This is a genomic window from Gordonia sp. 852002-50395_SCH5434458, assembly GCF_001665905.1.
Lineage (GTDB): Bacteria > Actinomycetota > Actinomycetes > Mycobacteriales > Mycobacteriaceae > Gordonia > Gordonia jacobaea.
Genome location: NZ_LZTC01000034.1, coordinates 1 through 24,426 on the forward strand (window position 1 = coordinate 1; position 24,426 = coordinate 24,426).

General features: G+C 65.0%; 19 protein-coding genes. 17 read left to right on the plus strand and 2 right to left on the minus strand.

Features of this window, described 5'->3' with window-relative positions; all coding sequences use genetic code 11:
* Nucleotides 1-257, minus strand: a 257-nt coding sequence (locus A5785_RS23640) for a hypothetical protein (RefSeq protein WP_231895440.1), incomplete at its 3' end; no start/stop codon positions are given.
* Between A5785_RS23640 and A5785_RS06380 the strand changes: the two genes are divergently transcribed.
* From A5785_RS06380 to A5785_RS06395, 4 genes are all read left to right on the plus strand, one after another.
* Nucleotides 244-1,614, plus strand: coding sequence for an SAM-dependent methyltransferase (locus A5785_RS06380; protein WP_064865303.1), 1,371 nt, complete (start codon nt 244-246; stop codon nt 1,612-1,614). The genes A5785_RS23640 and A5785_RS06380 overlap by 14 nt on opposite strands.
* Entirely contained in the window at nt 1,611-2,441 is an 831-nt protein-coding gene (locus A5785_RS06385; RefSeq protein ID WP_049700273.1) for a DUF1295 domain-containing protein, read from the plus strand. Before A5785_RS06380 ends, A5785_RS06385 begins: the two co-directional genes overlap by 4 nt.
* Before the next feature lie 146 nt (nt 2,442-2,587).
* Nucleotides 2,588-3,157 carry an ECF RNA polymerase sigma factor SigK gene (gene sigK, locus A5785_RS06390; RefSeq protein WP_005207638.1) on the plus strand — a complete coding sequence of 190 codons (570 nt, stop codon included), beginning with the start codon at nt 2,588-2,590 and terminating at the stop codon, nt 3,155-3,157.
* Nucleotides 3,150-4,034, plus strand: coding sequence for an anti-sigma factor (locus tag A5785_RS06395; RefSeq protein WP_049700329.1), 885 nt, complete (start codon nt 3,150-3,152; stop codon nt 4,032-4,034). Before sigK ends, A5785_RS06395 begins: the two co-directional genes overlap by 8 nt.
* Nucleotides 4,035-4,100: 66 nt before the next feature.
* On the opposite strand, the gene A5785_RS06400 is transcribed toward A5785_RS06395, so the two are convergent.
* On the minus strand, nt 4,101-5,816 hold the full coding sequence (locus A5785_RS06400; RefSeq protein WP_064865341.1) for a flavin-containing monooxygenase: 1,716 nt from the start codon (nt 5,814-5,816) through the stop codon (nt 4,101-4,103).
* Between the two features lie 399 nt (nt 5,817-6,215).
* Between A5785_RS06400 and A5785_RS06405 the strand changes: the two genes are divergently transcribed.
* The 13 genes from A5785_RS06405 (at nt 6,216) to A5785_RS06465 (ending at nt 24,212) form a co-directional block, all read left to right on the plus strand.
* Nucleotides 6,216-7,487, plus strand: a complete 1,272-nt coding sequence (locus A5785_RS06405) for an aromatic ring-hydroxylating oxygenase subunit alpha (RefSeq protein WP_197494425.1) — start codon at nt 6,216-6,218, stop codon at nt 7,485-7,487.
* The gene (locus tag A5785_RS06410; RefSeq protein ID WP_064865309.1) at nt 7,487-8,518 is read left to right on the plus strand and encodes a hybrid-cluster NAD(P)-dependent oxidoreductase; all 1,032 of its coding nucleotides are present in this window, start codon (nt 7,487-7,489) and stop codon (nt 8,516-8,518) included. The genes A5785_RS06405 and A5785_RS06410 overlap by 1 nt, the downstream gene beginning before the upstream one ends.
* Nucleotides 8,519-8,525: 7 nt before the next feature.
* Nucleotides 8,526-9,734: a sarcosine oxidase subunit beta family protein gene (locus tag A5785_RS06415; RefSeq protein WP_064865312.1), complete on the plus strand. Its 1,209-nt coding sequence runs from the start codon at nt 8,526-8,528 to the stop codon at nt 9,732-9,734.
* Between the two features lie 66 nt (nt 9,735-9,800).
* Nucleotides 9,801-10,067, plus strand: coding sequence for a sarcosine oxidase subunit delta (locus A5785_RS06420; protein WP_064865314.1), 267 nt, complete (start codon nt 9,801-9,803; stop codon nt 10,065-10,067).
* Complete coding sequence (locus A5785_RS06425; RefSeq protein ID WP_064865317.1) at nt 10,064-12,868, plus strand: 2Fe-2S iron-sulfur cluster-binding protein; 2,805 nt, start codon at nt 10,064-10,066, stop codon at nt 12,866-12,868. Before A5785_RS06420 ends, A5785_RS06425 begins: the two co-directional genes overlap by 4 nt.
* On the plus strand, nt 12,861-13,439 hold the full coding sequence (locus A5785_RS06430) for a sarcosine oxidase subunit gamma (protein ID WP_064865322.1): 579 nt from the start codon (nt 12,861-12,863) through the stop codon (nt 13,437-13,439). The genes A5785_RS06425 and A5785_RS06430 overlap by 8 nt, the downstream gene beginning before the upstream one ends.
* 15 nt (nt 13,440-13,454) lie before the next feature.
* Nucleotides 13,455-14,303, plus strand: coding sequence for a formyltetrahydrofolate deformylase (gene purU, locus A5785_RS06435; RefSeq protein WP_064865325.1), 849 nt, complete (start codon nt 13,455-13,457; stop codon nt 14,301-14,303).
* A gap of 110 nt (nt 14,304-14,413) precedes the next feature.
* Nucleotides 14,414-16,870 (plus strand): GcvT family protein, encoded by a 2,457-nt coding sequence (locus A5785_RS06440; RefSeq protein WP_064865328.1) that lies wholly within the window; start codon nt 14,414-14,416, stop codon nt 16,868-16,870.
* Between the two features lie 31 nt (nt 16,871-16,901).
* Complete coding sequence (locus A5785_RS06445) at nt 16,902-18,614, plus strand: BCCT family transporter (protein WP_049700283.1); 1,713 nt, start codon at nt 16,902-16,904, stop codon at nt 18,612-18,614.
* Entirely contained in the window at nt 18,611-20,116 is a 1,506-nt protein-coding gene (locus A5785_RS06450; protein WP_064865332.1) for an aldehyde dehydrogenase family protein, read from the plus strand. The genes A5785_RS06445 and A5785_RS06450 overlap by 4 nt, the downstream gene beginning before the upstream one ends.
* 17 nt (nt 20,117-20,133) lie before the next feature.
* Entirely contained in the window at nt 20,134-21,681 is a 1,548-nt protein-coding gene (locus A5785_RS06455; RefSeq protein ID WP_064865335.1) for an APC family permease, read from the plus strand.
* Nucleotides 21,678-23,252 (plus strand): GMC family oxidoreductase, encoded by a 1,575-nt coding sequence (locus tag A5785_RS06460; protein WP_064865338.1) that lies wholly within the window; start codon nt 21,678-21,680, stop codon nt 23,250-23,252. Before A5785_RS06455 ends, A5785_RS06460 begins: the two co-directional genes overlap by 4 nt.
* 162 nt (nt 23,253-23,414) lie before the next feature.
* Nucleotides 23,415-24,212 carry an IclR family transcriptional regulator gene (locus A5785_RS06465; RefSeq protein ID WP_197494424.1) on the plus strand — a complete coding sequence of 266 codons (798 nt, stop codon included), beginning with the start codon at nt 23,415-23,417 and terminating at the stop codon, nt 24,210-24,212.
* Nucleotides 24,213-24,426: the final 214 nt, after the last annotated feature.

Here is a 24,426-nt window from a genome sequence, read left to right on the forward strand (position 1 = left end):
ATGCGATCGTCGGCAGCGTCAGATGTGTATAAGAGACCACCCCACCGTCGGCCGAGCCCACGGAACCGCTGGTCGAGCCCACCCCACCGGCCGAGCCTCAACCCTCGCTGGTCGAGCTTGTCGAGACCACCACGCCGACCGAGCCCACCACGAGCCCACCGAGCAGCCTTCAACCGCTGGTCGAGCCGGCCACGAGCGCAGCGAGTAGCCGAGTCGAGACCACCCCCACCCGAAAGGTCACCGATGAGTAGTCCCACCACCGACTCCGACTCGCATGACACCCCGCCGCCCGCGCTCGACACCGACCTCACCGCGGCCGACGCTCGCCGCTGGCCTGACGTCGCGGACGTACCCACCGGCGCGGCCGCACGAGTCCGTGGTCGCGCCGCAGCGTGGCTCTTCCGACACGCGACCACCGGAATCGGAGTCCGCATCGAGTTCCCCGACGGCTCACGTCGCGGAAGCAAGACCGATTCGGTGTTGCCGCGCATGATCGTTCGTCGCCCGGTCGCGTTCTCACGTCGCGTCGGCTCGGGCGGTCTGATCGGATTCGGTGAGGCCTTTATGGCGGGCGACTGGACCACCGACGACCTCGTCGGTGTCCTCACCCCCTTCGCCGAACGAGTCGCCCGGCTCGTCCCGAAGCCCCTGCAAACCCTGCGCGCACTCGTCCTACCCCGACATCCCGCCGACGAGGAGAACACCGCCGCCAACACGCGCAGCAACATCGCGCGACACTACGATCTCTCCAACGACCTCTTCGCGACCTTCCTCGACGAGACGATGACCTACTCGAGCGCCCTGTTCGACGACCCGTCCCTCGACGCAGACGCCGCGAAGACTCCCAAACCAACCTCCCAGGCCGGATTCGACGACCTCGCAGATGCCCAGCGCCGCAAGGTCGATCGCCTGCTCGATGCGGCGGGTGTCGGCCCAGGCTCGCGCGTCCTCGAGATCGGAACCGGCTGGGGCGAGCTATGCCTGCGGGCTGCAGCACGAGGAGCCACCGTGCGATCGGTAACTCTCTCGAGCGAGCAGCGCGAGCTCGCGATGCAGCGCGTCGACGAGGCGGGCTTCGCCGACCGTGTGCAGATCGACCTGCTCGACTACCGCAGCGTCACAGGTACCTATGACGCCGTGGTTTCCGTCGAGATGATCGAGGCCGTCGGCGAAAAGTATTGGCCCATCTACTTTTCGACGATCGATCGGGTGCTCGCGCCCGGAGGCCGCGTCGCCATCCAGGCCATCACCATGCCCCACGACAGGATGCGCGCCTCGCGGAACACCTATACCTGGGTGCACAAGTACATCTTCCCCGGCGGGCAGCTCACCTCTCTGCCCGCACTGCGCGACGTCACCGCAGAGCACACCCGACTTCGCCTGCGCGACAACCTGTCCATGGGCCATCACTACGCCGAGACATTGCGACTGTGGCGCGAACGCTTCACCGCTCGCCGCGCCGACGTCGAATCCCTCGGTTTCGATTCGACGTTCATGCGGATGTGGCAGTTCTATCTCGCCTACTCCGAGGCGGGATTTCGCGCTGGATACCTCGACGTGCATCAACTCGTCTTCACCCGTGATGACGACTCCGCCGGGAGCACCGACTCATGACAGGACTGACCGGGTGGGCGGGCTTCGGCGTGGTCACCGGAGCGTCGTTGCTGTTCATCGTTGTCCTGCAGGCCATCACGTTTGCGGTGGGACGTCGTCTTGGGCACTACAACGTCGTCGACGTCATCTGGGGATTCGGATTCGTCGGGATCGGCTGGATCGCACTGATTCTCGGTGGCGGCGACATCACCCGACGATGGATTCTGGCCGTCGCCGTCACGGTGTGGGGTCTGCGACTGACCTGGCACATGCTGGGCAAGGTTCGCGGCAAGGGTGAAGACCCACGCTATGCAAAGGTCCTCGGCGAGAACCCCTCGGCCGAGCGCGTGATTCGCAAGATCTTCGGAACCCAGGGGGCTGCACAGTGGTTCGTGTCGCTGCCGCTGCAGGTCTCCGCGGTCACGCACGCGACGCACGGAATCTGGTGGATCGTGCTGATCGCGGGTGTCGTGCTCTGGGCCATCGGCATCTCGTTCGAGGCGATCGGCGACGCGCAGATGACGTCGTTCAAATCCGATCCGTCCAACAAGGGCAAGATCATGGACCGCGGGCTCTGGGCATGGACGCGTCACCCCAACTACTTCGGCGACTCCGCCGTGTGGTGGGGCATGTGGCTCATCGCCGCGTCGGCATGGCCCGGAGTTCTGACCGTGCTCTCGCCCGTGGTGATGACCTACTTCCTGGTGTTCGCAACCGGCGCGCGTCTCCTCGAGCAGTCGATGAGCAAACGCGACGGCTACCCCGAGTACCAGCAGCGCACGTCGTACTTCTTCCCTCTACCGCCGAAGACGCGTGAGGGGGCGGGTAGTCAGGGCCACGCGCCATGACCGCCCTGCTCGCAGCCCCAACACCTCCAGCCCGGTCGACGAGTTCGGCCTGGTCGCCGAGTTCTGCCGGACGCAAGACTCAGGTGTGGTTGAGGGTCGGCACGTCGCCAATTAGGGTGAACTGCGATGAACGCAGAGGCCTGTCGGTGACCGCTGACCACGATGCCGGCGACCGGCTGCCCGCACTTCTGGAGAAGATCGCTTCGGGAGACGAGCTCGCATTCGCCGAGTTCTACGACCTCACCAGCCATCGCGTCTACGGCATGGTGCTGCGTGTTCTGCGCGACCCCGGCTACAGCGAGGAGACCACGCAGGAGGTCTACCTGCAGGTCTGGCGATCTGCGTCGACGTTCCGCGCCGACCTCGGCTCGGCGCTGAGCTGGCTGATCACCCTGGCACACCGCCGCGCCGTCGACCGTGTGCGATCGGAGACCGCGAGCAGCCGCCGCGAGGAGAACTACGGAGCACAGGACTACACCTCGACGTTCGACGAGGTCAGCGAGGCCGTCGACAAACGGGAGACGAGCTCTCAGGTCCGCGGCTGCCTCGAGACGCTGACCGACGTCCAGCGCGAATCGATCGGCCTCGCCTACTACGAGGGGCTCACCTATCGCGAGGTCGCCGAGCGACTGTCGGTGGCTCTCCCCACCATCAAGAGCCGTATCCGCGACGGAATGGCTCGCCTCCGCTCATGCCTCGGAGATCGTGATGTCTGACGAAAATCCCACTACCCCAGCACCTTCGGACGACAACCTCGTCAGTCTTGCACCGATGCTCGGCCTCGACGCACTCGGCGCGGCCGAGCGCGACTCGGTTGCCCGACGCCGCGCGAAGGCGTCGGACACCGACCGCGCCGCCTTCGACCGCGACGTCCGACTCACCCGCGAGGCGATGGCCTCGGTCAGCTCCACCACATCCGCGGCTCCGCCACCAGAACTGCGCGACCGCCTGCTGCACCTCATCCGCACCGAGCCCCAGGACGACGCACCGTCGCACCGGCCCGCGGGTCTGTCGGCAGTGACCCCCTCCCACGAGGCGGGAGCTGCAGACCCCTCCCGCCAGACCGGAGCACCGGCGGACCTTTCTCGCTGGTCGAGCCGGTCCGGAGCGCCAGCGGAGGGCCGAGTCGAGACCACCCCACGCAACCGTCGCATCCTCTACCTCGCGGCCGCGGCGATCGTGGCCGTCGCGATCGGAGCCGTCGGCTGGGTCGTCGGCGCCAATCTCTCGTCCGACAACGAGCCTCAGCAGACCACCGCGCAGCAGGTGTTCGACGCCAAGGACATCCGCACCTCGTCGGGTTCGGTCGCCACCGGCCGCGCGACCGTCGCATACTCCGAGAGCGCAGACGCGGGCGTGCTCGTCATGAACGACGTCCCGCCACCCAAGTCCGGAACCGTCTACCAGATGTGGCTGGTCGGCCCCGAGGGCGCGACGTCGGCGGGCACCATGACCGACAAGGACGTTGCCCCGTCGACCACCGCGGTGATCCCCCACATCGGAAACGCGAAGTCGCTGGCGTTCACCGTCGAGCCGCCCGGCGGTTCGACGACTCCGACCAGCAGCTTTGTGGCCGAACTGCCGCTGAGCTAGGTTCCGCGCCGCAGTTGCGTGGGACACACGGGGGCATTTTTGTACCCGTGTGTCCCACACAACTTTTCAGATCAGATGCTTCGGGTGCACGCGCTTGGGCATCAGCTGCAGCAGCGCTAGCTGACCGGCCATCTGCCAACGGTTTTCGACGGTCTCGGAGTACAGGTCATCGAGCGCTGCCTTCCCGAGCCTGTGCGGCCCGACGATGCGATAGCACGACTGGTTGAAACTCCCGAACCACAACTGGATAAACAGCTTGGGATTCACCATCATTCGCCAGGCGGGCACCAGGCAACCGATCTCGCCGGCGAGTGCGTCCAGGTACAGCACCTGCGACGGAATCGCCTCCGTGTGGCCAGGACTCAGCGCAGTCCAGTGCTCTTCCCACTCCTTTTCGCGACCGATGCGTTCGTCGATGTTCGACGGCGCGGCGAGCTTTCCGCTGCACAACTGCGCGAAGTACCGCGCCTGCATCTCCGCGCAGATCGGGATGCCACCCGAGAACGGCCGGACGAATCCGATGAACGCCGCGGTGCCGTCGTGTTCGGGGTGCAGGAAGTGCTTGTAGAGGTTGCGCACGTTGCCGTCCTTCACCTGCAGATCGCCGATCGACAGCTTCTCGGTGGTGAAGCCGGTGCACAGCACGATCGCGTCGAACTCCGCCGAGCTCTCGTCACGGAAGCGCACCGTCGAACCGTCGGAGCCTGCAATTCCACTGTCGTTCAACGCTACTCGTCCGTCGACGAGACTCGGGATGAAGCTGACGTTCTTGCAGAAGATCGCCCGCTGCGCCCAGCTACCGTCGGGATGCGACCGTCGATTCCAGGTGCGAATCATGTCCCAGTTGGCCTCGTTGTCGAGGGTGTCCACGTCGATCTTCGCAGGCTCCATCGGCTGGCCGAGAGGATTCACGTCGGGCTCGACGGTGCGCCGACCTCCCGGCGCCCTGCCCGCGTACGCCCGCACTACACCTGCCGCAGTGGTGAACACACCCAGCACCACCGACATCGCCAGGAACAGCGCCTTGATCACCGAGTTGCGGCCCCATGCGGAGTCGAGCACGAACGGATACTCCGCCGACCTCCTGCACATCTCATGCGCATGCGCACGGACGGTTCCGTTGTCGGTCGTCCTCGTACGGTTGAACACACGCGGCAACAGGTAGGTGTAGGAGCGGATCGCAAGAGTGCATTCCGTTGCCACATCACCGATTTCGCGCACGAGGTCTGCACCGGATTCGGCCATTCCGACAATCAGAACCCGCTTTCCGGCAAACCGGTCGCTGTTGCGGTACTCCGACGAGTGCACGACCTCCCCGGTGAAACCCTCGAGCCCCGCGATCGCGCGGTTGGGTGTCTTGAAGGGGCCGGAGCAGACGGCTACCGCGTCAAAGCTCTCCGACGACGTCGCGCTCCCGCGTGAGACCGTCACCGTCCAGCCCCGGTCGTCGCGCCGGATATCGGTGACCTCTGAACCGAACGTGATGCTGTCGGCGAGACCGAATCGGGCCGCGTACTCGCGCAAGTACTCCAGATACTGCGCGCGCGTGTAGAACACGCGGCCGTCGGCAAAGGGGTGATCCGAGTAGGCCATGAGTTTCATCGAGATCGTGAGCATGAGGTTGTCGTAGGCCTTCATCTGCTCGCCATCGCCCTCGTGGCGCAGCCACAGGCCACCGAAGTCCGTGTTCTTGTCGAAGCAGACGACGTCGTGCCCCTCGTCGCGCAATTGCTTGATCGTCGTCAGACCACACGGGCCCGCACCAACCACACACACCTTCACGGCAATTCCTTCGAGTTTCCGGGCGTCGAATTCGACGGCCAACCAATCGAGACTTAGGGAAGGCTAACATCACCTCCTCATTGGCGGGGATGTCATATCCGCAGGTCAATGACCCACACCGGTCAATTCGGGCCAACCCGACATGGATTGCGCATCGCCCTGAATCGTCGCCAGACCCCTCCTTGCGTCCGATTGACAGACGCAACCCGAGCATTCACACTTGTTGCATCAGTTGCTTGTCGTTGCGTTATACGCAACTAGCAATGCAAGGGTCGCCGCTGACCCCCGCACGCCTGCCACCGCGATCCCATACGCCGCCAAGAGAGACTTCGATGGCCGATGCACACTGACCCGCCCCAGCAGAATGCGCGGTCGACCGCACACCGAGCCGACCCGGCCATGTGCACCCTGATCGACACGCGTGTCGTCAGCGAAAGCCTCCCGGGCCAGTGCTACGTCGATCAGAAGTGGTTCGACGTCGATCTTGACGAGATCTTCGCCAAGCAGTGGATCTTCGTCGCCGCCGAAGCCGAGATCGCGGAGCCCGGCGACTACGTCACCGTCGAGTTCGGAACGCGATCGGTCATCGTCACGCGTGACAACCTCGGCAACGTCCGCGCCCACCACAACGTCTGTCGCCACCGCGGGGCGCGCCTGATCACGCAGGCAAACGGCTCGACCGGCACCATTGTCTGCTCGTACCACTCGTGGACCTACGGCACCGACGGCCGCCTCATGTACGCCGAGGCCCAGGCACCCGACTTCGACAAGCGCTGCTTCTCGCTCCGCTCCGTCGCAGTCCGCACCATCGCCGGCCTCGTCCTCATCTGCCTCGCCGACGACCCGCCCACCGACATCGACGACGTCGCGCGCATCGTCGAACCGTATCTCGCGCCTCACCGACTCGCGGAGGCCAAGGTCGCCAAGCAGACCGATCTCGTCGAGAACGGAAACTGGAAGCTCGCAATGGAGAACAACCGCGAGTGCTACCACTGCGGCGGCCATCCGGAACTCCTGAACGTCTTCTTCCCGACCTGGGGCTACAGCGACTCCGACGCCATCCCAGACCGACTCACCGCTGTCGTGGAACGTTATCGACGCGCCACCGCGGAACTCACCGACACGTGGACCCGCTTCGGCCTTCCCTATCGGCGCATCGCCCAACTCGACTCCCGCCCAACGGGTTTCCACATCGAGCGGGAAGCAATGGATCTCGCGGGCGAGTCGTTCACACTCGACGGAACCTCCGCGTGCACACGCCCGCTCTCCGACGACCTACCCGACCGCCGACTCGGCCGCCTCTCGATGCACCTGCAACCGAACATGTGGTTGCACGTGACCAGCGATCACGCAGTGTTGTTCTCCGTCATACCGATTCGGCCCGACGAGACGCTCGTGCGCACCACCTGGCTGGTCAACGCCGCGGCAGTCGAGGGCGTCGACTACGACCTCGATCGACTCACCGGGGTCTGGGAGATCACCAACCAGCAGGACGCCGACCTGGTCCGGCTCGCGCACCGGGGCATCGCCGATCCCGCCTACGTTCCCGGTCCGTACGGACCGTCAGAGTTCCAGGTCGAGGCGTTCATCAACTGGTACATCACACGGCTGCGCGTCAACCTCGGACTCGACGCTGACGCCACACCCGATCAGATTGCCGAGAGCGCGTGATGAGCACCGACCACCTCCTCGTGTGCGTCGACCGCACCGAACTCACCCGCGACATGGCGACGTTCACCTTTCGCGCAGTCGAGCCGTACACGTTCGTGTTCAACCCAGGGCAGTTCTTGTCCGTCGGAATAGAGATCGATGGGCGGGTCGTCGAACGGTGCTACTCGATTTCGTCGTCGCCCACCCGCCCGGACACCCTGTCGATCTCGGTGAAACGTAAAGTCGGTGGGCACGTGTCGAACTGGTTGCACGACAACATGTCTGAAGGTCGAACCATCACCGCGTCCGGGCCACTCGGCCGGTTCAGCTACATCGACAAGGCCGCAACCAAGCTCCTGTTGATCTCCGCCGGCAGCGGCATCACCCCGGTGATGTCGATGCTGCGGGCCGCCACCGATTCCGACACCGATACCAGCCCCGACATCGTCTTCATCCACAGCGCCCGCACGCTCGACGACATCCCGTTCCGCACCGAGCTCGACGACCTCGCCGTCACGCACCCCAAAGTCGCTGTCGCCTTTGCCTGCACACGCCTCACCGACGACGATTCGGGCGCCGCGTGGTCGGGGCATCGTGGCCGACTCGACGCCGCAGCCCTCGCCCGCATCTGCCCCGATCTCGCCGAGAGGGAGGTCTTCCTCTGCGGCCCAGGCCAGTTCCGTGCGGGTGTCCGTTCGGCTCTCGTCGCCTCCGGCGGTTCGCTGACGCGAATTCACGAGGAGAGCTTCGGCTTTCGGTTGCCAACCAGCGACGACGGCGCTGCCTCCGACGGCGTCAGCGTCGACTTCACCCGCCGCGCACGCCGTATCCACGTCGGCACCGGTACGACGATCCTCGCCGCCGCCGCGGCTGCAGGAGTCACGCTTCCGTCGTCCTGCGGTGTCGGCCTGTGTGGCTCGTGCAAGGTGACCAAGACCTCGGGCGACGTCGTGATGAACCATCAGGGCGGAATCCACCGCCGCGAAATCGAGCAGGGCAAGATCCTGCTCTGCTGCTCCGAACCACTCTCGCCCGTCGTGATCGATCTGTGAGGACCCCATGACCAGCCCCCATCCAGACTTCCTCTGGCGCAACCCCGATCCCGTGCCCCACTACGACGTGGTGATCGTCGGCGGCGGCGGCCACGGCCTCGCCACCGCCCACTATCTGGCACGCAATCATGGGATCACCAATGTCGCTGTGCTCGAGCGTGGTTGGCTCGCGGGCGGCAACATGGCACGCAACACGACGCTGATTCGCTCCAACTACCTGTGGGACGAGAGCGCCGCGATCTACGAGCATTCCCTCAAGCTCTGGGAGGGACTCGAGGACGAGCTCGGGTATCCGATCCTGTTCAGCCAGCGCGGAGTGCTCAACCTCGCGCACACCGAGCAGGACGTCCGTGATTCGATCCGCCGAGTAGAAGCCAACCGGCTCAACGGAATCGATGCCGAATGGCTCGACCCCAAGCAGGTCGCCGAGGTCTGCCCGATCGTCAACACCTCCGCCGACATCCGCTATCCAGTCCTGGGTGCCACATTTCAGCCGCGCGGAGGGATCGCGAAGCACGATTGGGTCGCATGGGGATTCGCGCGCAGCGCAAGCGACGCCGGCGTCGACATCATCCAGAACTGCGAGGTCCTCGGGTTCGAGACCGACGCGGGCAAGATCACCGCGGTCAACACCAGCCGCGGGCGAATCGGGGCAGGCACCGTGGCACTGTGCGCCGCAGGCCACACTTCGACGCTCGCCGACCCGCTCGGCATCGACCTTCCGCTGCAGAGTCACCCGTTGCAGGCTCTCGTCTCCGAACTCCTCGAGCCCGTGCACCCCACCGTCGTGATGTCCAACGCGGTACACGTGTACGTCTCGCAGGCACACAAGGGCGAGCTGGTGATGGGAGCGGGCGTCGACTCGTACAACGGGTACGGCCAGCGTGGCGCTTTCCACATCATCGAACGCCAGATGGCGGCGGCCGTCGAACTGTTCCCGATCTTCGGTCGAGCCAGGCTGCTAAGGACATGGGCGGGCATCGTCGACGTCACCCCCGACGCCTCACCGATCCTCGGCGCCACGCCGTACGACAATCTGTTCCTCAACTGCGGCTGGGGCACAGGCGGTTTCAAGGCAACACCAGCCGTCGGTTGGTGCCTCGCGCATACCGTCGCGACCGGTGCACCACATCCGATCAACGCGCCGTTCACCATCGAGCGCTTCACCACCGGCGAGCTCATCGACGAACACGGCGCCGCAGCGGTAGCGCACTGAAACACTGACACCGCGCCGCTGATACCCCGCCACCGACACCGCAGCCACTGAGTACCAGGAGATCCGTTGCAGCTCATCACCTGCCCGCACTGCGGGCCACGCGAAGAAGTCGAGTTCCACTACGGTGCCGCCGCGGGCGTCGCCTACCCCGACCGTCCCGCCGACCTCGACGACGCCGCGTGGGCACGCTATCTGTTTTTCCGCCCCAACCCGAAAGGTGCACTGACAGAGCGCTGGTGCCACAGCGCAGGTTGTCGGCAGTGGTTCACCGTCCAGCGCGACACCGTCACCTACGCGATCGTGCCGGCACCGTCCGAGGAGACCTCCCGATGACTCAGACCTTCCGCGCCCCCTCCGGCGGACGTGTCGATCGCGATACCCCCATCGACTTCGTCTTCGACGGTGCCACGTACACCGGTTACGCAGGCGACTCACTGGCATCGGCATTGCTGGCCAACGGAGTTCGCTCGATCACCAGCAGCGTGATACTTCATCGCTCGCGTGGTGTCACGGGATCGTGGGCCGACGATGCCACCGCGCAGATCGGTGTCGACGCTCCCTACAGCGAACCGATGGTTCCCGCGACCACAGTCGAGCTGTGCGCCGGCCTCGTCGCGCACGGCGTGCCGGGACTGGGCCGCTTGTCATTCGACGTCGACACCGCCCGCTACGACTCGCTGCACCACCATCCCGACCTGCTCGTCGTCGGCGCCGGACCCGCAGGCCTCATGGCGTCACTGATCGCCGCCCGCGCAGGCCTACAGGTCCTGCTCCTCGACGAGCGCGCCGAGCCCGGCGGCGCAACACCGTGGGCGCCCTGGGTAGCCGACGCCATCACCGAGTTCGACTCACTGCCCACCACCACCCGACTGAACCGCACCACCGCGTTCGGTGCATACGACGACGGGTTCGTACTCGCTGTCGAACGTCGCACCGACCATCTGGGAACGGACGCACCACAGCACATCTCGCGGCAGCGCATTCATCGAATCCGTGCCCGACACATCGTCATAGCCGCCGGCGCACACGAACGTCCGATCATCTTCGGCAACAACGACCTACCCGGTGTCATGCTTGCCGGTGCGGCGGCCGACTACCTCCGCCGATACGCAGTGCTCGTCGGCGCCAGCGCTGTCGTCTTCACCGCCTGCGACGCCGCATACGACGCCGCGTTCGCGTTGGCGCAGGAAGGAGTCGAGGTCCGTGCGATCGTCGACGTGCGCGCCACCGTGTCGACCGATCTCGCCGAACAGGCTGCAGCCCTCGGGATCTCACTGCGTGTCGACGACGCCGTGGTCGGGGCTCTCGGCACCGATTCGGTAGCGGGTGTGCGCCTCCGGGATGGCACGTCACTCGACTGCGACACCGTGCTGGTCTCAGGAGGCTGGAATCCCGCTGCGCACCTGTGGAGTCAACTGCGCGGTCCGCTGACCTTCGACGCCTCAGCCGCAGCCTTTCTACCCACGGGAACGCTACCGACCACTGAGATCGCGGGCGCGGCAGCCGGAATGCTCACCACGCCATCGTGTCTGGCCGACGGGCGTCGAGCAGGGCTATCAGCAGTGCGCGCGCTCGGCGTCGTGGCACCCGAGTTCCGAGCCATTCCGCACGTCGGTGAACGCACCCCGGCCGCGACAGAAGTGTGTTGGCGAGTTGCCGAATCCGACGCTGCGACATCGTTTGTCGATCTCCAGCGAGATGCCACGGTCACCGACGTCGAGCGTGCCGTCGGCGCCGGGATGACGTCTGTGGAGCATGTCAAGCGCTACACCACGATCGGCACGGCACACGATCAGGGCAAGACGTCTGGCATCGTCGCTTCGGGCATCGTCGCGGAGTTGCTCGGCGTCGACGTCACCGACACCGGAACCACGACGTTCCGTCCGCCGTACACCCCGGTGTCGTTCGCCGCCTTGGCAGGTCGCGACCGAGGCGATCGCTACGACCCGGTTCGACGAACCGCGTTGCACGAGTGGCACAGTGAGCGCGGGGCGGTGTTCGAGGACGTCGGCCAGTGGAAGCGTCCACGCTTCTATCCACGCGGCGGCGAAGACATGGCATCGGCTGTGCTCCGTGAATGTGCCGCTGTCCGTTCGGGAGTCGGCATCCTCGACGGTTCGACGCTCGGTGTCATCGATGTCGCGGGACGTGACGCCCCCGCATTCCTCGACATGCTCTACACGAACATGATGAGCACACTTGCGGTCGGCAAGATTCGTTACGGCGTGATGTGTGGCCCCGACGGCATGGTCAAGGACGACGGCACCGTCATGCGCATCGCGGACGACCGCTACACCGTCTACACCACCACCGGAAATGCGGCGGCCATCCTCGACTGGATGGAGGAGTGGCACCAGACCGAATGGCCGGAGCTGCAAGTGTTCACCACCTCGCTGACCGATCACGTCGCCACGTTCCCCGTCGTGGGACCGCGATCTCGGGACGTCGTGGGTGCCGTGTTCGGTGACCTCGACGTGAGCAACGGCGCGTTCGGCTTCATGGACTGGCGCGACACCACTCTCGACGGCGTTCCGATCCGTATCGGGCGCGTCAGCTTCTCCGGCGAGCTCGCCTTCGAGGTCAACGTTGCCGCGGAGTACGCACTCGATGTGTGGTGTGCACTCCTCGACGCCGGTGAACGCTACGAGATCACGCCGTACGGAACCGAGACCATGCACGTGTTGCGCGCCGAGAAGGGGTATCCGATCATCGGCCAGGACACCGACGGAACGGTCACGCCGCACGATCTCGGCATGAGTTGGGTGGTGTCGAAGAAGAAGTCCGACTTCATCGGAAAGCGCTCGTTCGCCCGCGTCTCCGACCGTGATCCGTTGCGCAAGCATTTCATCGGGCTACTTCCGACCGATGCGTCGACGGTGTTGCCGGAGGGATCGCAGATCATCGCGCACAGTCCGAGCGGCACGCTGCCACCGCCACCCGTTCCGATGCTCGGGCACGTCACCTCCAGCTACCTCAGTGCCGAGCTCGGGCGACCGTTCGCTCTGGCACTCGTGAAGGGCGGCCGGGATCTGGTCGGCTCACGGCTTTCGGTGCCCTTCGGAGACCGCCTCGTCGAAGTCGAGGTCACGTCACCGGTATTCGTCGACCAGGAAGGAACCCGTCGCGATGGCTGACATCTCGCTCGCACCGCGCTTGCCGCTGAGCGGCCGACAGGTGGCATTCGACGCGCTCGCGCCCACAGTCCAACTCGCTGAAAAGCCAGTGGCACAGTCGATTGTCCGTACCTCCGACGTCGATGCCATTTCACGCCTCGAGCTGCCAGGCGTCTGCGAACTACGACGCCGCGACGGTGAGGTCGCAGTCTGGCTCGGCCCCACCGAGTGGCTGCTCTATCGCGAGGGCGTGACAGGCCACGCATTCTTCGACGACGTCGTGTCCCGCGCAGGCGACAACGCTTACGTCATGGATGCGACGTCGCAGCGCACCCGGCTCGTCCTCGGCGGACCCCGCGCTCGCACGATCCTGGCCCACGGCTGCGCAGTTGATCTGTCCGACAACGCGTTTCCACCCGACCGCGCAATCTCGACCCTGTTCGCCCAGACCGGCGTCGTGATCCACCGCGACCAACCCGACGACTCGTACACACTCTTCGTGCGCTCCTCGTTCGCCGACTACCTCGCTGACTGGCTCGTCGACGCCGCGGCCGAGTATGTGGTCCCGACTCCAACTGACACGAACCCCTAACCTGAAAGACCGCTCATGCCCTCGACTTTCACGCTCACCCTGCGGTGTCCCTCCCGCGGCGGGATCATGCATGCGATCTCGTCGTTCCTGTTCAGTCACGGCTGCGAGGTCATCGACCATCGACAGTTCGACGATCCGACGACGCATACCCTCTTCGTACGAACGGAATTCGCGTCCGCTCGCCAATCGAGCGCCGACGACGTGACCCGCGCGTTCGAACATCTAGCCACCGGGATCGACGCCGAATTCGAGATCCACGATCGCACGCCCGCGCGGATCGTGGTCATGGTCTCCAAGCTCGGTCACTGCCTCAACGACCTGATCTTTCGTTGGCGCGCAGGGACACTCGGAGGTGAGCTGGTCGCTGTCGTATCCAATCACAGCGATCTGGAGCCGATGGCCACCTCGGCCGGACTTCCGTTCCGGCATCTGCCCGTGTCGCCGGACACCAAGGCCGACGCCGAGGCGCGACTTCTGGCAACGGTCGACGAGTTCGACGCCGATCTCGTCGTCCTCGCCCGATACATGCAGATCCTCTCCGACGAGACCTGCGCGAAGCTGCGCGGCAGGGCGATCAACATCCACCACTCGTTCCTCCCGGGCTTCAAGGGCGCCAAGCCTTATCACCAGGCCCATCAACGCGGAGTCAAGTACGTCGGTGCGACAGCGCATTACGTGACCGCAGATCTCGACGAAGGTCCCATCATCGAACAGGAGGTGATCCGCATCGATCACACCCACGACCCACGCAGGCTCGCCACGGTCGGCAGCGACGCCGAGGCCTTGGCGCTCTCCCGCGCCGTCCGCTGGCACAGCGAGAACCGCGTGCTCATGAACGGAACCAGCACCGTGGTGTTCAGCTAGCCCGCCCCGCCGCCGGTCGAGCCCCACCCGCTGGTCGAGCGCCCCAACCGCTGGTCGAGCCCAACCCGCTGGTCGAGCTTGTCGAGACCACCCCCCACCAAAGGAACCCCATGCCCACTCCCAAAGTCGTCATCGTCGGCGCAGGCATCGTCGGCACCTCGCTGGCCGACGAGCTCACTGCGCGCGGTTGGACCGACGTGACGGTCCTCGACCGCGGGCCGCTCTTCGCCACCGGTGGATCGACCTCGCACGCACCGGGTCTCGTGTTCGCGACCAATCCGTCGAAGACGATGACCGAGCTCGCGAGCTACACCCTCGAGAAGTTCTCCGCACTCGAGCACCCCGACGGCTGGTGTTTCAGTCACGTCGGAGGGCTCGAGGTGGCCACCACCGAGGCCCGCCTGGACGACCTCCACCGAAAGGCAGGCTGGGCGGCCTCGCGCGGCGTCGAACATGAGCTGCTCTCTCCCGCAGAGTGTCTCGAACGCCACCCCCTGCTCGACCCGGGCCAGATCGTCGGCGGTTTCTTCACGCCGCGCGATGGTCTGGCGAAAGCGCTGCGGGCAGCAGAAGCCCAAGCGACGCGGGCGATCTCACGTGGGGCACGGTTCGTTCCGCACACAGAGGTGATCGACGTCGTCGAAGAGAACGGTGAGGTACGTGGCGTCCGCACCGCAACCGGAGTCGTCGACGCCGACATCGTGGTGTGCTGCACGGGTTTCTGGGGAAGAGAGTTCGGCCGTCGCGTCGGACTCACCATCCCCCTCGTTCCGATGGCACATCAGTACGCGTACACCACGCCGCTGGAATCTCGACACGGCGCCAATTCTGTTGTCGCAGAGGCTTCGCTGCCAATCCTGCGCCATCAGGACCACGACCTCTACTACCGCGAGCACGGTGACCGCCTCGGCATCGGCTACTACGGCCATCGCCCCATGCCGAGCGACGTCAACGCGCTCGACTACGACTCGACAGTCTCGCTCGAGGAGATGCCGTCGAAACTGATGTTCACGCCAGACGATTTCGCCGAAGCCTGGGACCAAACCATCACGCTCATACCGGAACTCGCAACGGGAAAGATCGACGACGGATTCAACGGGATCTTCTCGTTCACCCCCGACGGGCACTCGGTCGTCGGAGAACACCGCGACCTCAAGGGATTCTGGGTCGCCGAGGCGGTGTGGGTCACGCACTCCGCGGGCATCGCGCGCACCGTCGCCGAGTGGATGGTCGACGGCACACCCGCCGTCGACACCCACGAGTTCGATCTCTACCGGTTCGAAAACGCCGCTCTCACAGACGACTACATCCTCACGACGAGTTCGCAGTCGTTCGTCGAGGTGTACGACATCATCCACCCACACGATCAGGTTGCCGCTCCACGAGGCGTACGCACCAGCCCGTTCTACGACCGGCAAGCCGCTCTGGGCGCAGAGTTCTGGGTCGCGAATCTGTGGGAGCGTCCGGCGTGGTTCGAGGCCAATCAGGCGATACTCGACGAACTCGTCGCCGGTGGCATGCAGATCCCGCAACGCGACAACTGGTCCGCGCGCAACTGGTCTCCGATCTCGGTCGCAGAAGCGGCGTGGACTCGCAGTCATGTCGCGATGTACGACATGACACCGCTGACCCGATATGAGGTCAGCGGTCCCGGAGCCGCGGACTACCTGCAACGACTGACCACCAACAACGTCGACAAGTCGATCGGCTCGATCACGTACACGCTCATGCTCGACGACGCAGGCGGCGTGCGGTCGGATCTGACGGTCGCCCGACTCGGTGCTGATCTGTTCCAGGTCGGGGCCAACGGGCCGATCGACTTCGACTGGATGTCGCGACATCTTCCCGCCGACCGCAGCGTCACGCTCCGAGACATCACCGGCGCGACCTGCTGCATCGGACTCTGGGGGCCATCCGCCCGCGACGTCCTCGCACCGCTGACGCCAACCGACCTCACGAACGACGGCCTGAAGTACTTCCGCTGCGTTCAGACGACCATCGGGTCCGTGCCTGTGACTCTCATGCGGGTCTCCTACGTCGGTGAGCTCGGCTGGGAGATCTACGCCGACGCCGAGTACGGCCGCGGTTTGTGGGACCTCCTCATGGCGGCGGGTGCCGAGTACCGCATCATCGCCGCGGGCCGGATCGCGTTCAACGCACTGCGCATCGAGAAGGGCTACCGATCCGCCGGCACCGACATGACGACCGAGCACACCCCGGCTGCGGCCGGGCTCAGCTTCGCCGTGAAGTCGTCGAAGCAAGACTTCGTCGGGAAGAAGGCTCTGGACCAGCGGAAATGCACATCACGCCTGCGCACGATCAAGTTCGACGACCCCGCAGCCGTGGTGCTCGGGAAGGAGCCCGTCACCGTCGACGGGAACGTCGTCGGATACGTCACGAGCGCAGGGTGGTCGCCGACGGTCGGCGCGTGTCTGGCGTACGCGTGGCTGCCTTCGGACCTGCCCGATCTCACGGCCGTTGAGGTCGATTACTTGCGCACGTCGTATGGTGCCTTAGTGATCTCGGATCCGGTGGTCGACCCCGAGATGGCTCGAATCAAGCAGTAAGTGTCCACCGCTACCTGCGAAAAGAGGCGCTATGGCGAACATGAATGATGTGCGGAAACGCTACACACTCGACCCGGTGGTGTTCGGTGTGACGGCAGCACTGATCATCGCGTTTCTGATCTGGGGTCTGGTCAAGCCCCACAATCTCACGTCCGTCTCGTCGACCGTCCTCGACTGGATCACCGGCAACCTCGGCTGGCTGTTCATCCTCACAGCAACCGGTTTCGTGATCTTCGCGGTCTGGCTCGCCCTGAGCAAGTACGGGCGCATCCCGCTCGGCAAGGACGGCGACAAGCCCGAGTACCGCACCGTGAGCTGGATCGCGATGATGTTCAGCGCCGGCATGGGCATCGGCCTGATGTTCTTCGGCGCATACGAGCCGCTGTTCCACTTCGTCGAGGCACCGCCGGGATACTCGGCTCGCGACGTGCAGGTCGCAATGGCAACCACCATGTTCCACTGGGGATTTCACCCGTGGGCCATGTACGCTGTGGTCGGTCTCGCAATCGCATACTCCACCTACCGTCTTGGCCGTAGCCAGCTCATGAGCGCAGTTTTCGCTCCGCTGCTTGGCAATTCGGTGAACGGCCCGGTCGGCAAGATCATCGACATCCTTGCGATCTTCGCGACGCTGTTCGGCACCGTCGCGTCACTGGGACTCGGCGCGCTGCAGATCGGTTCGGGCTTGGACAAGGTCGGTTGGGTGAAGAACCCGTCGACCATGGTTCTCGTCGCGATCATCGCGGTGCTGACCGCCGCATTCGTCGCGTCGGCAGTGTCGGGTATCGCCAAGGGAATCCAGTGGCTGTCGAACATCAACATGGTGCTGGCGCTGATCCTCGCGGTCTTCGTATTCGTCGTCGGCCCAACCGTGTTCATCCTCAATCTCCTGCCCACCACAATGGGCGCCTACGCCAACGACGCCCTCGGTTTCTCCGCACGGTCGGGCGCGACAGTCGACGCCGACGGCGAGAGCTGGCTGGCGTCGTGGACCATCTTCTACTGGGCGTGGTGGGTGTCGTGGACCCCCTTCGTCGGAATGTTCCTCGCGAAGATCTCCAAGGGCCGCACCATCCGCGAGTTCGTTGTCGGCGTGATGATCGTGCCAACCGTGGTGTCACTGTTGTGGTTCTGCATTTTCGGCGGATCAGCCATACGTGAATTCACCGACGGCAAACTGGCTTTCGACCCCGCCACCAGCGCCAGCGAAGACACGCTGTTCGACGTCCTGGCCAACATGCCGTGGACAGCGATTGCCTCCGCCCTCGTCATGATCTTGGTCGCCATCTTCTTTGTCTCCGGCGCGGATTCGGCGTCGTTGGTGATGGGTACTCTCTCGCAGCGGGGCACCCCGGAACCGAGTAGATGGATCACCATCTTCTGGGGTGTGTCCACCGGTGCGGTCGCCGCAGTGCTGCTGGCCGTCAGCGGCGACGACGGACTCACCGGCATCAAACAGATGGCGATCATCGCCGCGCTGCCGTTCGTGTTGGTGATGGTCGGCATGTGTGTGTCGCTGTACATGGATCTGCGCCGCGACCCGTTGATCGTCGCTCGTGGCCTGCTGTCCGACCGCGTCGACGAGCACATCCGCGAGGAGGCTGTCAAAATCGAGACCAGCGAGTTCGCGGTGCTCGACCCGGAGACCGGCGACCCCATCGCACCGTTCGTCAACGACACCGTCGAAACCATCCCGCCCGCAACGGAAGACAAGAAAACCACGGAAGGCAAGAGAACCGAATGACCCAACCGCTCGCGGGGCTGATCGGCGACCATCAGCTCTACATCGACGGCACGTGGCGCGCCGCCTCCGACGGCGGCGTCCGCGCGCTGATCAACCCTGCGAACGGAACCGAGTTCATCTCTGTCGACGAGGCGAGCGCCGACGACGCGACTGCCGCCGTCACCGCTGCGCGCACAACGTTCGACGCCGGCGAGTGGTCATCGACGCCGGTCGCCGAGCGGGCCGCACTTCTACGCCGCATCGCCGACCTGTTGGTCCGCGACAAAGCAGACCTCGCGTACATCGAGACACTCGACACCGGAAAGACGTTGGCGGAGAGCGAGATCGACATCGACGATGTCGAATCGGTCTTCCGCTACTACGCCTCACTCGTCGAGACGTCTGCCGATCGGGTCGTCGACGTCGGCAACCCCGCCGTCATCAGCCGCGTGATCCGCGAACCGATCGGGGTCTGTGTTCTCATCGCGCCCTGGAACTATCCGCTTCTGCAGATCTCGTGGAAGATCGCGCCCGCACTCGCTGCGGGTTGCACCATGGTCGCCAAACCCAGTGAGGTGACTCCCCTTTCGACGATCGCGTTCGTCAGGCTGTGCGAAGAGGCCGGAGTCCCCGCCGGCGTACTCAACCTGGTGCAGGGTTCCGGTGCCGTTCTCGGTCAAGCACTCACCGACAACCCCGACGTCGACTTCATCTCGTTCACCGGCGGCCTGCAGACCGGCATCGTGATCTCCGAGACCGCAGCCAAGCACGTCACCAAGGTTGCCGTCGAACTCGGAGGAAAGAACCCGCACATCGTCTTCGACGATGCCGACTGGGAATCGTCTGTCGACCAGGTACTCACCGGGGTGTTTCTACACTCGGGTCAGGTGTGCTCGTCAGGGACACGGCTCATCGTGCAGTCGTCCATCGCCGACGACTTCGTCGACGCGCTCGTCGTGCGCGCTTGCACCATTCGTATGGGTGACGGGCTCGATCCGACGAGCGAGACCGGCCCTCTGGTATCCCAAGCACAGCTCGACAAGATGCACGCCTACGTGGCGTCGGCGAAAGACGAAGGCGCCGTGCTGCGTTGCGGCGGCGGACGGCCAGATCGCGACGATCTCGATCCCGGCGGCTACTTCTTCTCCCCCACCATCTTCGACCACTGCGACCGATCGATGACGATCGTCCGCGACGAGACGTTCGGGCCGATCCTCACCGTCGAACGATTCGAGACCGAGGAGCAGGCACTCGCTCTCGGCAACGACACCGAATACGGTCTGGCCGCTGGGGTCCGCACCTCCGACGCCGCGCTGGGCGAACGGATGGTTCGCGGTCTGCGGCACGGGACCGTATGGCTCAACGACTTCGGCTACTACACACCAGCCGCCGAATGGGGAGGATTCGGCAAGTCCGGCAACGGACGCGAACTGGGCCCGACCGGGCTAGCGGAATATCAAGAAACAAAGCACATCTGGCACAACACCGCGCCGTCGGCGTCGCGGTGGTTCGGACCGGAATGATCACGCGATGAGGAACAATGGCCACAGAGTCCACGCCGACAACAGCTTCCGAGGCCGACGGCCTCGAAGACTTCGGATACAAACAGTCACTCGACCGTAGTATCGGCAAGTTCGCCAGCTTCGCCGCGGGCGTCAGCTACATCTCCATTCTGACCGGAACCTTCCAGCTCTTCTACTTCGGCTTCGGGACCGCGGGACCCGCCTATCTGTGGTCGTGGCCGATCGTCTTCGTCGGACAGCTCTGCGTCGCACTGTGTTTCATGGAGCTAGCGGCGAAGTACCCGGTCGCCGGGTCGGTGTACAACTGGGCAAAGCGGTTGGGCACGCAGCTGGTGGGATGGTCGGCCGGCTGGTTGATGCTCACCGCATCGATCGTCACCCTGGCGGCCGTCGTGCTGGCATTGCAGCTCAACCTGCCGAGACTGTGGAGCGGCTTCCAGATCTACGGCGACGGTTCCACCGCGACTTCGTACGCGGTCAACGCGGTGATCCTCGGCTCAATCCTGGTGGCCATCACCACCGCCATCAACGCGTGGAGCGTGCGGCTCATGGCGATGATCAACAGTGTCGGCGTCTTCGTCGAGCTGATCGCAGCGGTACTCATCGCAGTTATTCTGGCATGCAACGTGACTCGGGGTCCGCAGGTCTTCTTCTCCACACATGGTTACGGGGCCGGCGAGAGTGGCGGCTACCTCGGCGCATTCCTCGTCGCGTCGTTGGCGTCGGGCTATGTGATGTACGGCTTCGACACCGCCAGTTCGCTCGGCGAGGAGACCGTCGAACCACGACGCACCGCGCCGAAAGCGATCCTGCGCGCAATTCTGGCCTCGTTCGTCATCGGCGGTGCGATTCTCGTCTTCGCGATCATGGCTGCCCCGGACCTCGACGATCCCAAGCTCGGACAACCCGACGGAAGCCTGCAGTACATCGTCGAATCCGTGATGTGGGGACCGCTGGGCAAGATCTTCCTCGTCGCCATCGTCATCGCGGTCGTCGTCTGTTCACTCGCGGTGCACACGGCAGGTATCCGGCTGATGTTTGCGATGGCCCGCGACAACGCGCTGCCCTTCGGCTCCCACCTGGCAAAAGTCGACCCGAAGCGACAGACCCCGGTCATTCCCGCTTTCGTCATCGGGATTCTCGCCATACTGATACTCGTGATCAACATCGGTCAGCCGAAGATCTTCACCGTGCTGACGTCGATCGCGATCATCATGATCTACCTCGCGTATCTCTTGGTCACGATGCCCATGCTGCTCAAGCGTTTTCGCGGTGAGTGGCCGCCGAAGGATCTCGCCGAGGGCGGCTATTTCACGATGGGGCGGTGGGGACTGGCGGTGAACCTACTGGCCGTCGTCTGGGGCATCGGAATGGCGCTCAACCTGGCCTGGCCACGTTCGGCCGTGTACGGCACACCGTGGTTCAACACGTGGGGGGCGTTCGTCTATATCGGCATCATCCTCGGACTCGGATTGCTCTGGTACTTCACCGTGGGTCGTCGAAACATCGGTGTACTGGCATCGCATTCGAGTACCAACGATATCGCCACGGAGGCCGCGCAGTGACCACCTACGACTACGTGATCGCGGGCGGTGGAACCGCCGGATGTGTTCTTGCCGCGCGACTTTCCGAAGATCCCAATGTGACTGTCTGCCTGATCGAAGCCGGACCGAGCGACGTCGACGACCCTGCGATCCTGGTGTTGGCCGACTGGATGCACCTACTCGACTCCGGCTACGACTGGGACTACCCCGTCGAACCGCAGGAGAAGGGCAATAGCTTCCTACGACACGCCAGGGCAAAGGTCCTGGGCGGATGTTCGTCGCACAACTCGTGTATCGCCTTCTGGCCCTTGGCACAGGGGTTGAGAGACTGGGAGGCGATGGGCGCGACCGGTTGGGGGCCCGAAGCCGTACTACCCTACGTCGCGCGCGTGGAGAACAACGTCGCCGACGGTACGTACCAGGGCTATCCACACGGACACGACGGCCCTGTCCGACTCCGCGATGTGCCGCCGAATGATCCTTGCGGCCAGGCGGTTTTGGATTCTGCCGCCAAGCTCGGCCTTGACACCGTCGCATTCAACCGCGACGAATGGCACCTCAATGCCGCTGGCTGGCTGCAGATCAACGCCAATGAAGCCGGCGAACGCATGTCGTCGTCGCACGCCTACCTGCATCCGATCCTCGACAAACGGCCGAATCTGACTGTGCTGACGGACAGTTGGGTCAGTGGGATCGTCATCGACGACTCTTTGCGAGCCACCGGCGTTACGTTCCTGCGGCCAGACCTCAGCGGATACGACACCGTCGACGCACGACGCGAGGTCATCGTGACCGCGGGCGCCATCGATACTCCCAAGTTGTTGATGCTCAGCGGGATCGGGCCGGCCGACCACCTCCGTGAGATCGGCGTCGAGGTGCGTGTCGACTCGCCCGGCGTCGGGGAGAACCTCGACGACCACGTCGAGGGTCTGGTGTTCTGGGAGGCGTCGCAGGCGATGGTCACCGAGTCGACACAGTGGTGGGAGATCGGCCTCTTCGCCACGACACGTGATGGCCTCGACCACTCTGATCTGATGATGCACTACGGCAGCGTGCCGTTCGACATGAACACACTCCGATGGGGCTACCCCACCACGGAGTCGGGGTTCTGCCTCACACCGAATGTGACGCAAGGTCTTTCCCGGGGAACGGTGCGACTGCGGTCGCGCGACTTCCGCGACCGGCCCCGGGTTGACCCGCGCTATTTCACCGATCCCGAGGGCCACGACGAGCAGGTGATGCTCGCGGGAATCCGACTCGCGCGCGAGATCGGCGCGCAGAGTCCGTTGGCGGAGTGGGTATCTCGAGAGCTGGCGCCGGGGCTCGACGCCGTGACCGACGACGAGTTGATCGACTACATGCACAAGACGCACAACACCGTCTACCACCCCGCGGGTACCGCGAGGATGGGCGCGGCGTCGGATCGGATGGCGGTGCTCGATCCCGAGCTGCGGGTCAAGGGCGTTTCGGGTTTGCGGGTTGTCGACGCGTCGGCCATGCCCAAACTGCCCGTCGTGAACCCGAACATCACGGTGATGACCATGGCCGAGAAGTGCGCCGACCTGATCAAGGCTGCGGACGGAAGCCAATGAGCGCTCATCCGCGTCGAGTTCGCCTGGTACGTACACAAGTCGTACGTCAGCGGGAGGCCGAGGAGATTATTTCGATGGCGGCCCGCTCACGACCGGATTGTGTACGTGCAGATTTGGTAAGCGGCCGGCAGCCTCAACCCAATGGAATCGACAGGTAGGCTCATGAGCATCATGTCCACCGACGCACACGACCACGACAAGACCGCAGGTGGCGCCGTGCAGTCCGTCGACCGCGCGCTGCAGATCATGGAGCTGATCGCCGACGCAGGCGCTGCGGGTATCACCGAATTGTCTGTCGCTCTCGGAGTCCACAAGTCGACCGTCTCTCGGATCGTGGCCTCGCTGGAATCGCGCGGCTTTGTCGAGCAGGCGCCGGGTGGCCGCAAGTATCGCATCGGCTTCACGGTGGTGAGGCTCGCCGGATCGACTACCGCGACAATGGATCTCGCGAAACTCGGCCAGGACGTCTGCGACGGCGTGGCCAAGAAGACCGGGGAGACGACCAATCTCGCGGTCCTCAACGCCGCGCAGGCCATCAACGTCGTCGAGTCGCAGGGGTCGTCAAGCGTTGCGTTGAAGACCTGGATCGGCCAGCCGTCGCCCGCGCACGCCACGTCGTCGGGCAAGGCGCTACTCGCCGGCTTGAGCGAACGAGAGCTGCGCACGCTCTACTCCGATGAACTACCCGGTTTCACCGACAACACCATCACTGACCTCGATCAGCTCATCGCCGACCTCGAAGCCTCCTCCGCCCGCGGCTGGGCGCTCGCTGACGAAGAACTCGAAGTCGGGCTCGTCGCCCTCGCCGCCCCGGTCCGCGACAGCACAGGCGCCGTGGTCTCGGCGCTGAGCATCTCAGGCCCGCGTTACCGCCTCGACCCCGCCGACGCCCCCCAACTCGCCGAGGGCGTCGTGCGCGCCGCCGACACGGTCAGCCGCCGCCTGGGCTACCGCGGCTGACCCCCGCCGCCCGAGCGCCTACACGCTGGTCGAGCTTGTCGAGACCACCCCACCGCCGGCTGAGCGCCCACTCGCCGGTCGAGCCCCCACCGCTGGTCGAGTGAACCCCGCTGGTCGAGCTTGTCGAGACCACCCCACTCGCCGGTCGAGCGCCCACTCGCCGGTCGAGCGCCCACTCGCCGGTCGAGCCCCCACCGCTGGTCGAGCCCTCACC

Bases quoted from the DNA above. Each gene is read 5' to 3' on its own strand.
- A5785_RS06380 (WP_064865303.1), top strand. From the start codon at position 244: ATGAGTAGTCCCACCACCGACTCCGACTCGCATGACACCCCGCCGCCC.
- A5785_RS06385 (WP_049700273.1), top strand. From the start codon at position 1,611: ATGACAGGACTGACCGGGTGGGCGGGCTTCGGCGTGGTCACCGGAGCG.
- A5785_RS06395 (WP_049700329.1), top strand. From the start codon at position 3,150: ATGTCTGACGAAAATCCCACTACCCCAGCACCTTCGGACGACAACCTC.
- A5785_RS06405 (WP_197494425.1), top strand. From the start codon at position 6,216: ATGTGCACCCTGATCGACACGCGTGTCGTCAGCGAAAGCCTCCCGGGC.
- A5785_RS06410 (WP_064865309.1), top strand. From the start codon at position 7,487: ATGAGCACCGACCACCTCCTCGTGTGCGTCGACCGCACCGAACTCACC.
- A5785_RS06415 (WP_064865312.1), top strand. From the start codon at position 8,526: ATGACCAGCCCCCATCCAGACTTCCTCTGGCGCAACCCCGATCCCGTG.
- A5785_RS06425 (WP_064865317.1), top strand. From the start codon at position 10,064: ATGACTCAGACCTTCCGCGCCCCCTCCGGCGGACGTGTCGATCGCGAT.
- A5785_RS06430 (WP_064865322.1), top strand. From the start codon at position 12,861: ATGGCTGACATCTCGCTCGCACCGCGCTTGCCGCTGAGCGGCCGACAG.
- purU (WP_064865325.1), top strand. From the start codon at position 13,455: ATGCCCTCGACTTTCACGCTCACCCTGCGGTGTCCCTCCCGCGGCGGG.
- A5785_RS06440 (WP_064865328.1), top strand. From the start codon at position 14,414: ATGCCCACTCCCAAAGTCGTCATCGTCGGCGCAGGCATCGTCGGCACC.
- A5785_RS06445 (WP_049700283.1), top strand. From the start codon at position 16,902: ATGGCGAACATGAATGATGTGCGGAAACGCTACACACTCGACCCGGTG.
- A5785_RS06450 (WP_064865332.1), top strand. From the start codon at position 18,611: ATGACCCAACCGCTCGCGGGGCTGATCGGCGACCATCAGCTCTACATC.
- A5785_RS06455 (WP_064865335.1), top strand. From the start codon at position 20,134: ATGGCCACAGAGTCCACGCCGACAACAGCTTCCGAGGCCGACGGCCTC.
- A5785_RS06465 (WP_197494424.1), top strand. From the start codon at position 23,415: ATGAGCATCATGTCCACCGACGCACACGACCACGACAAGACCGCAGGT.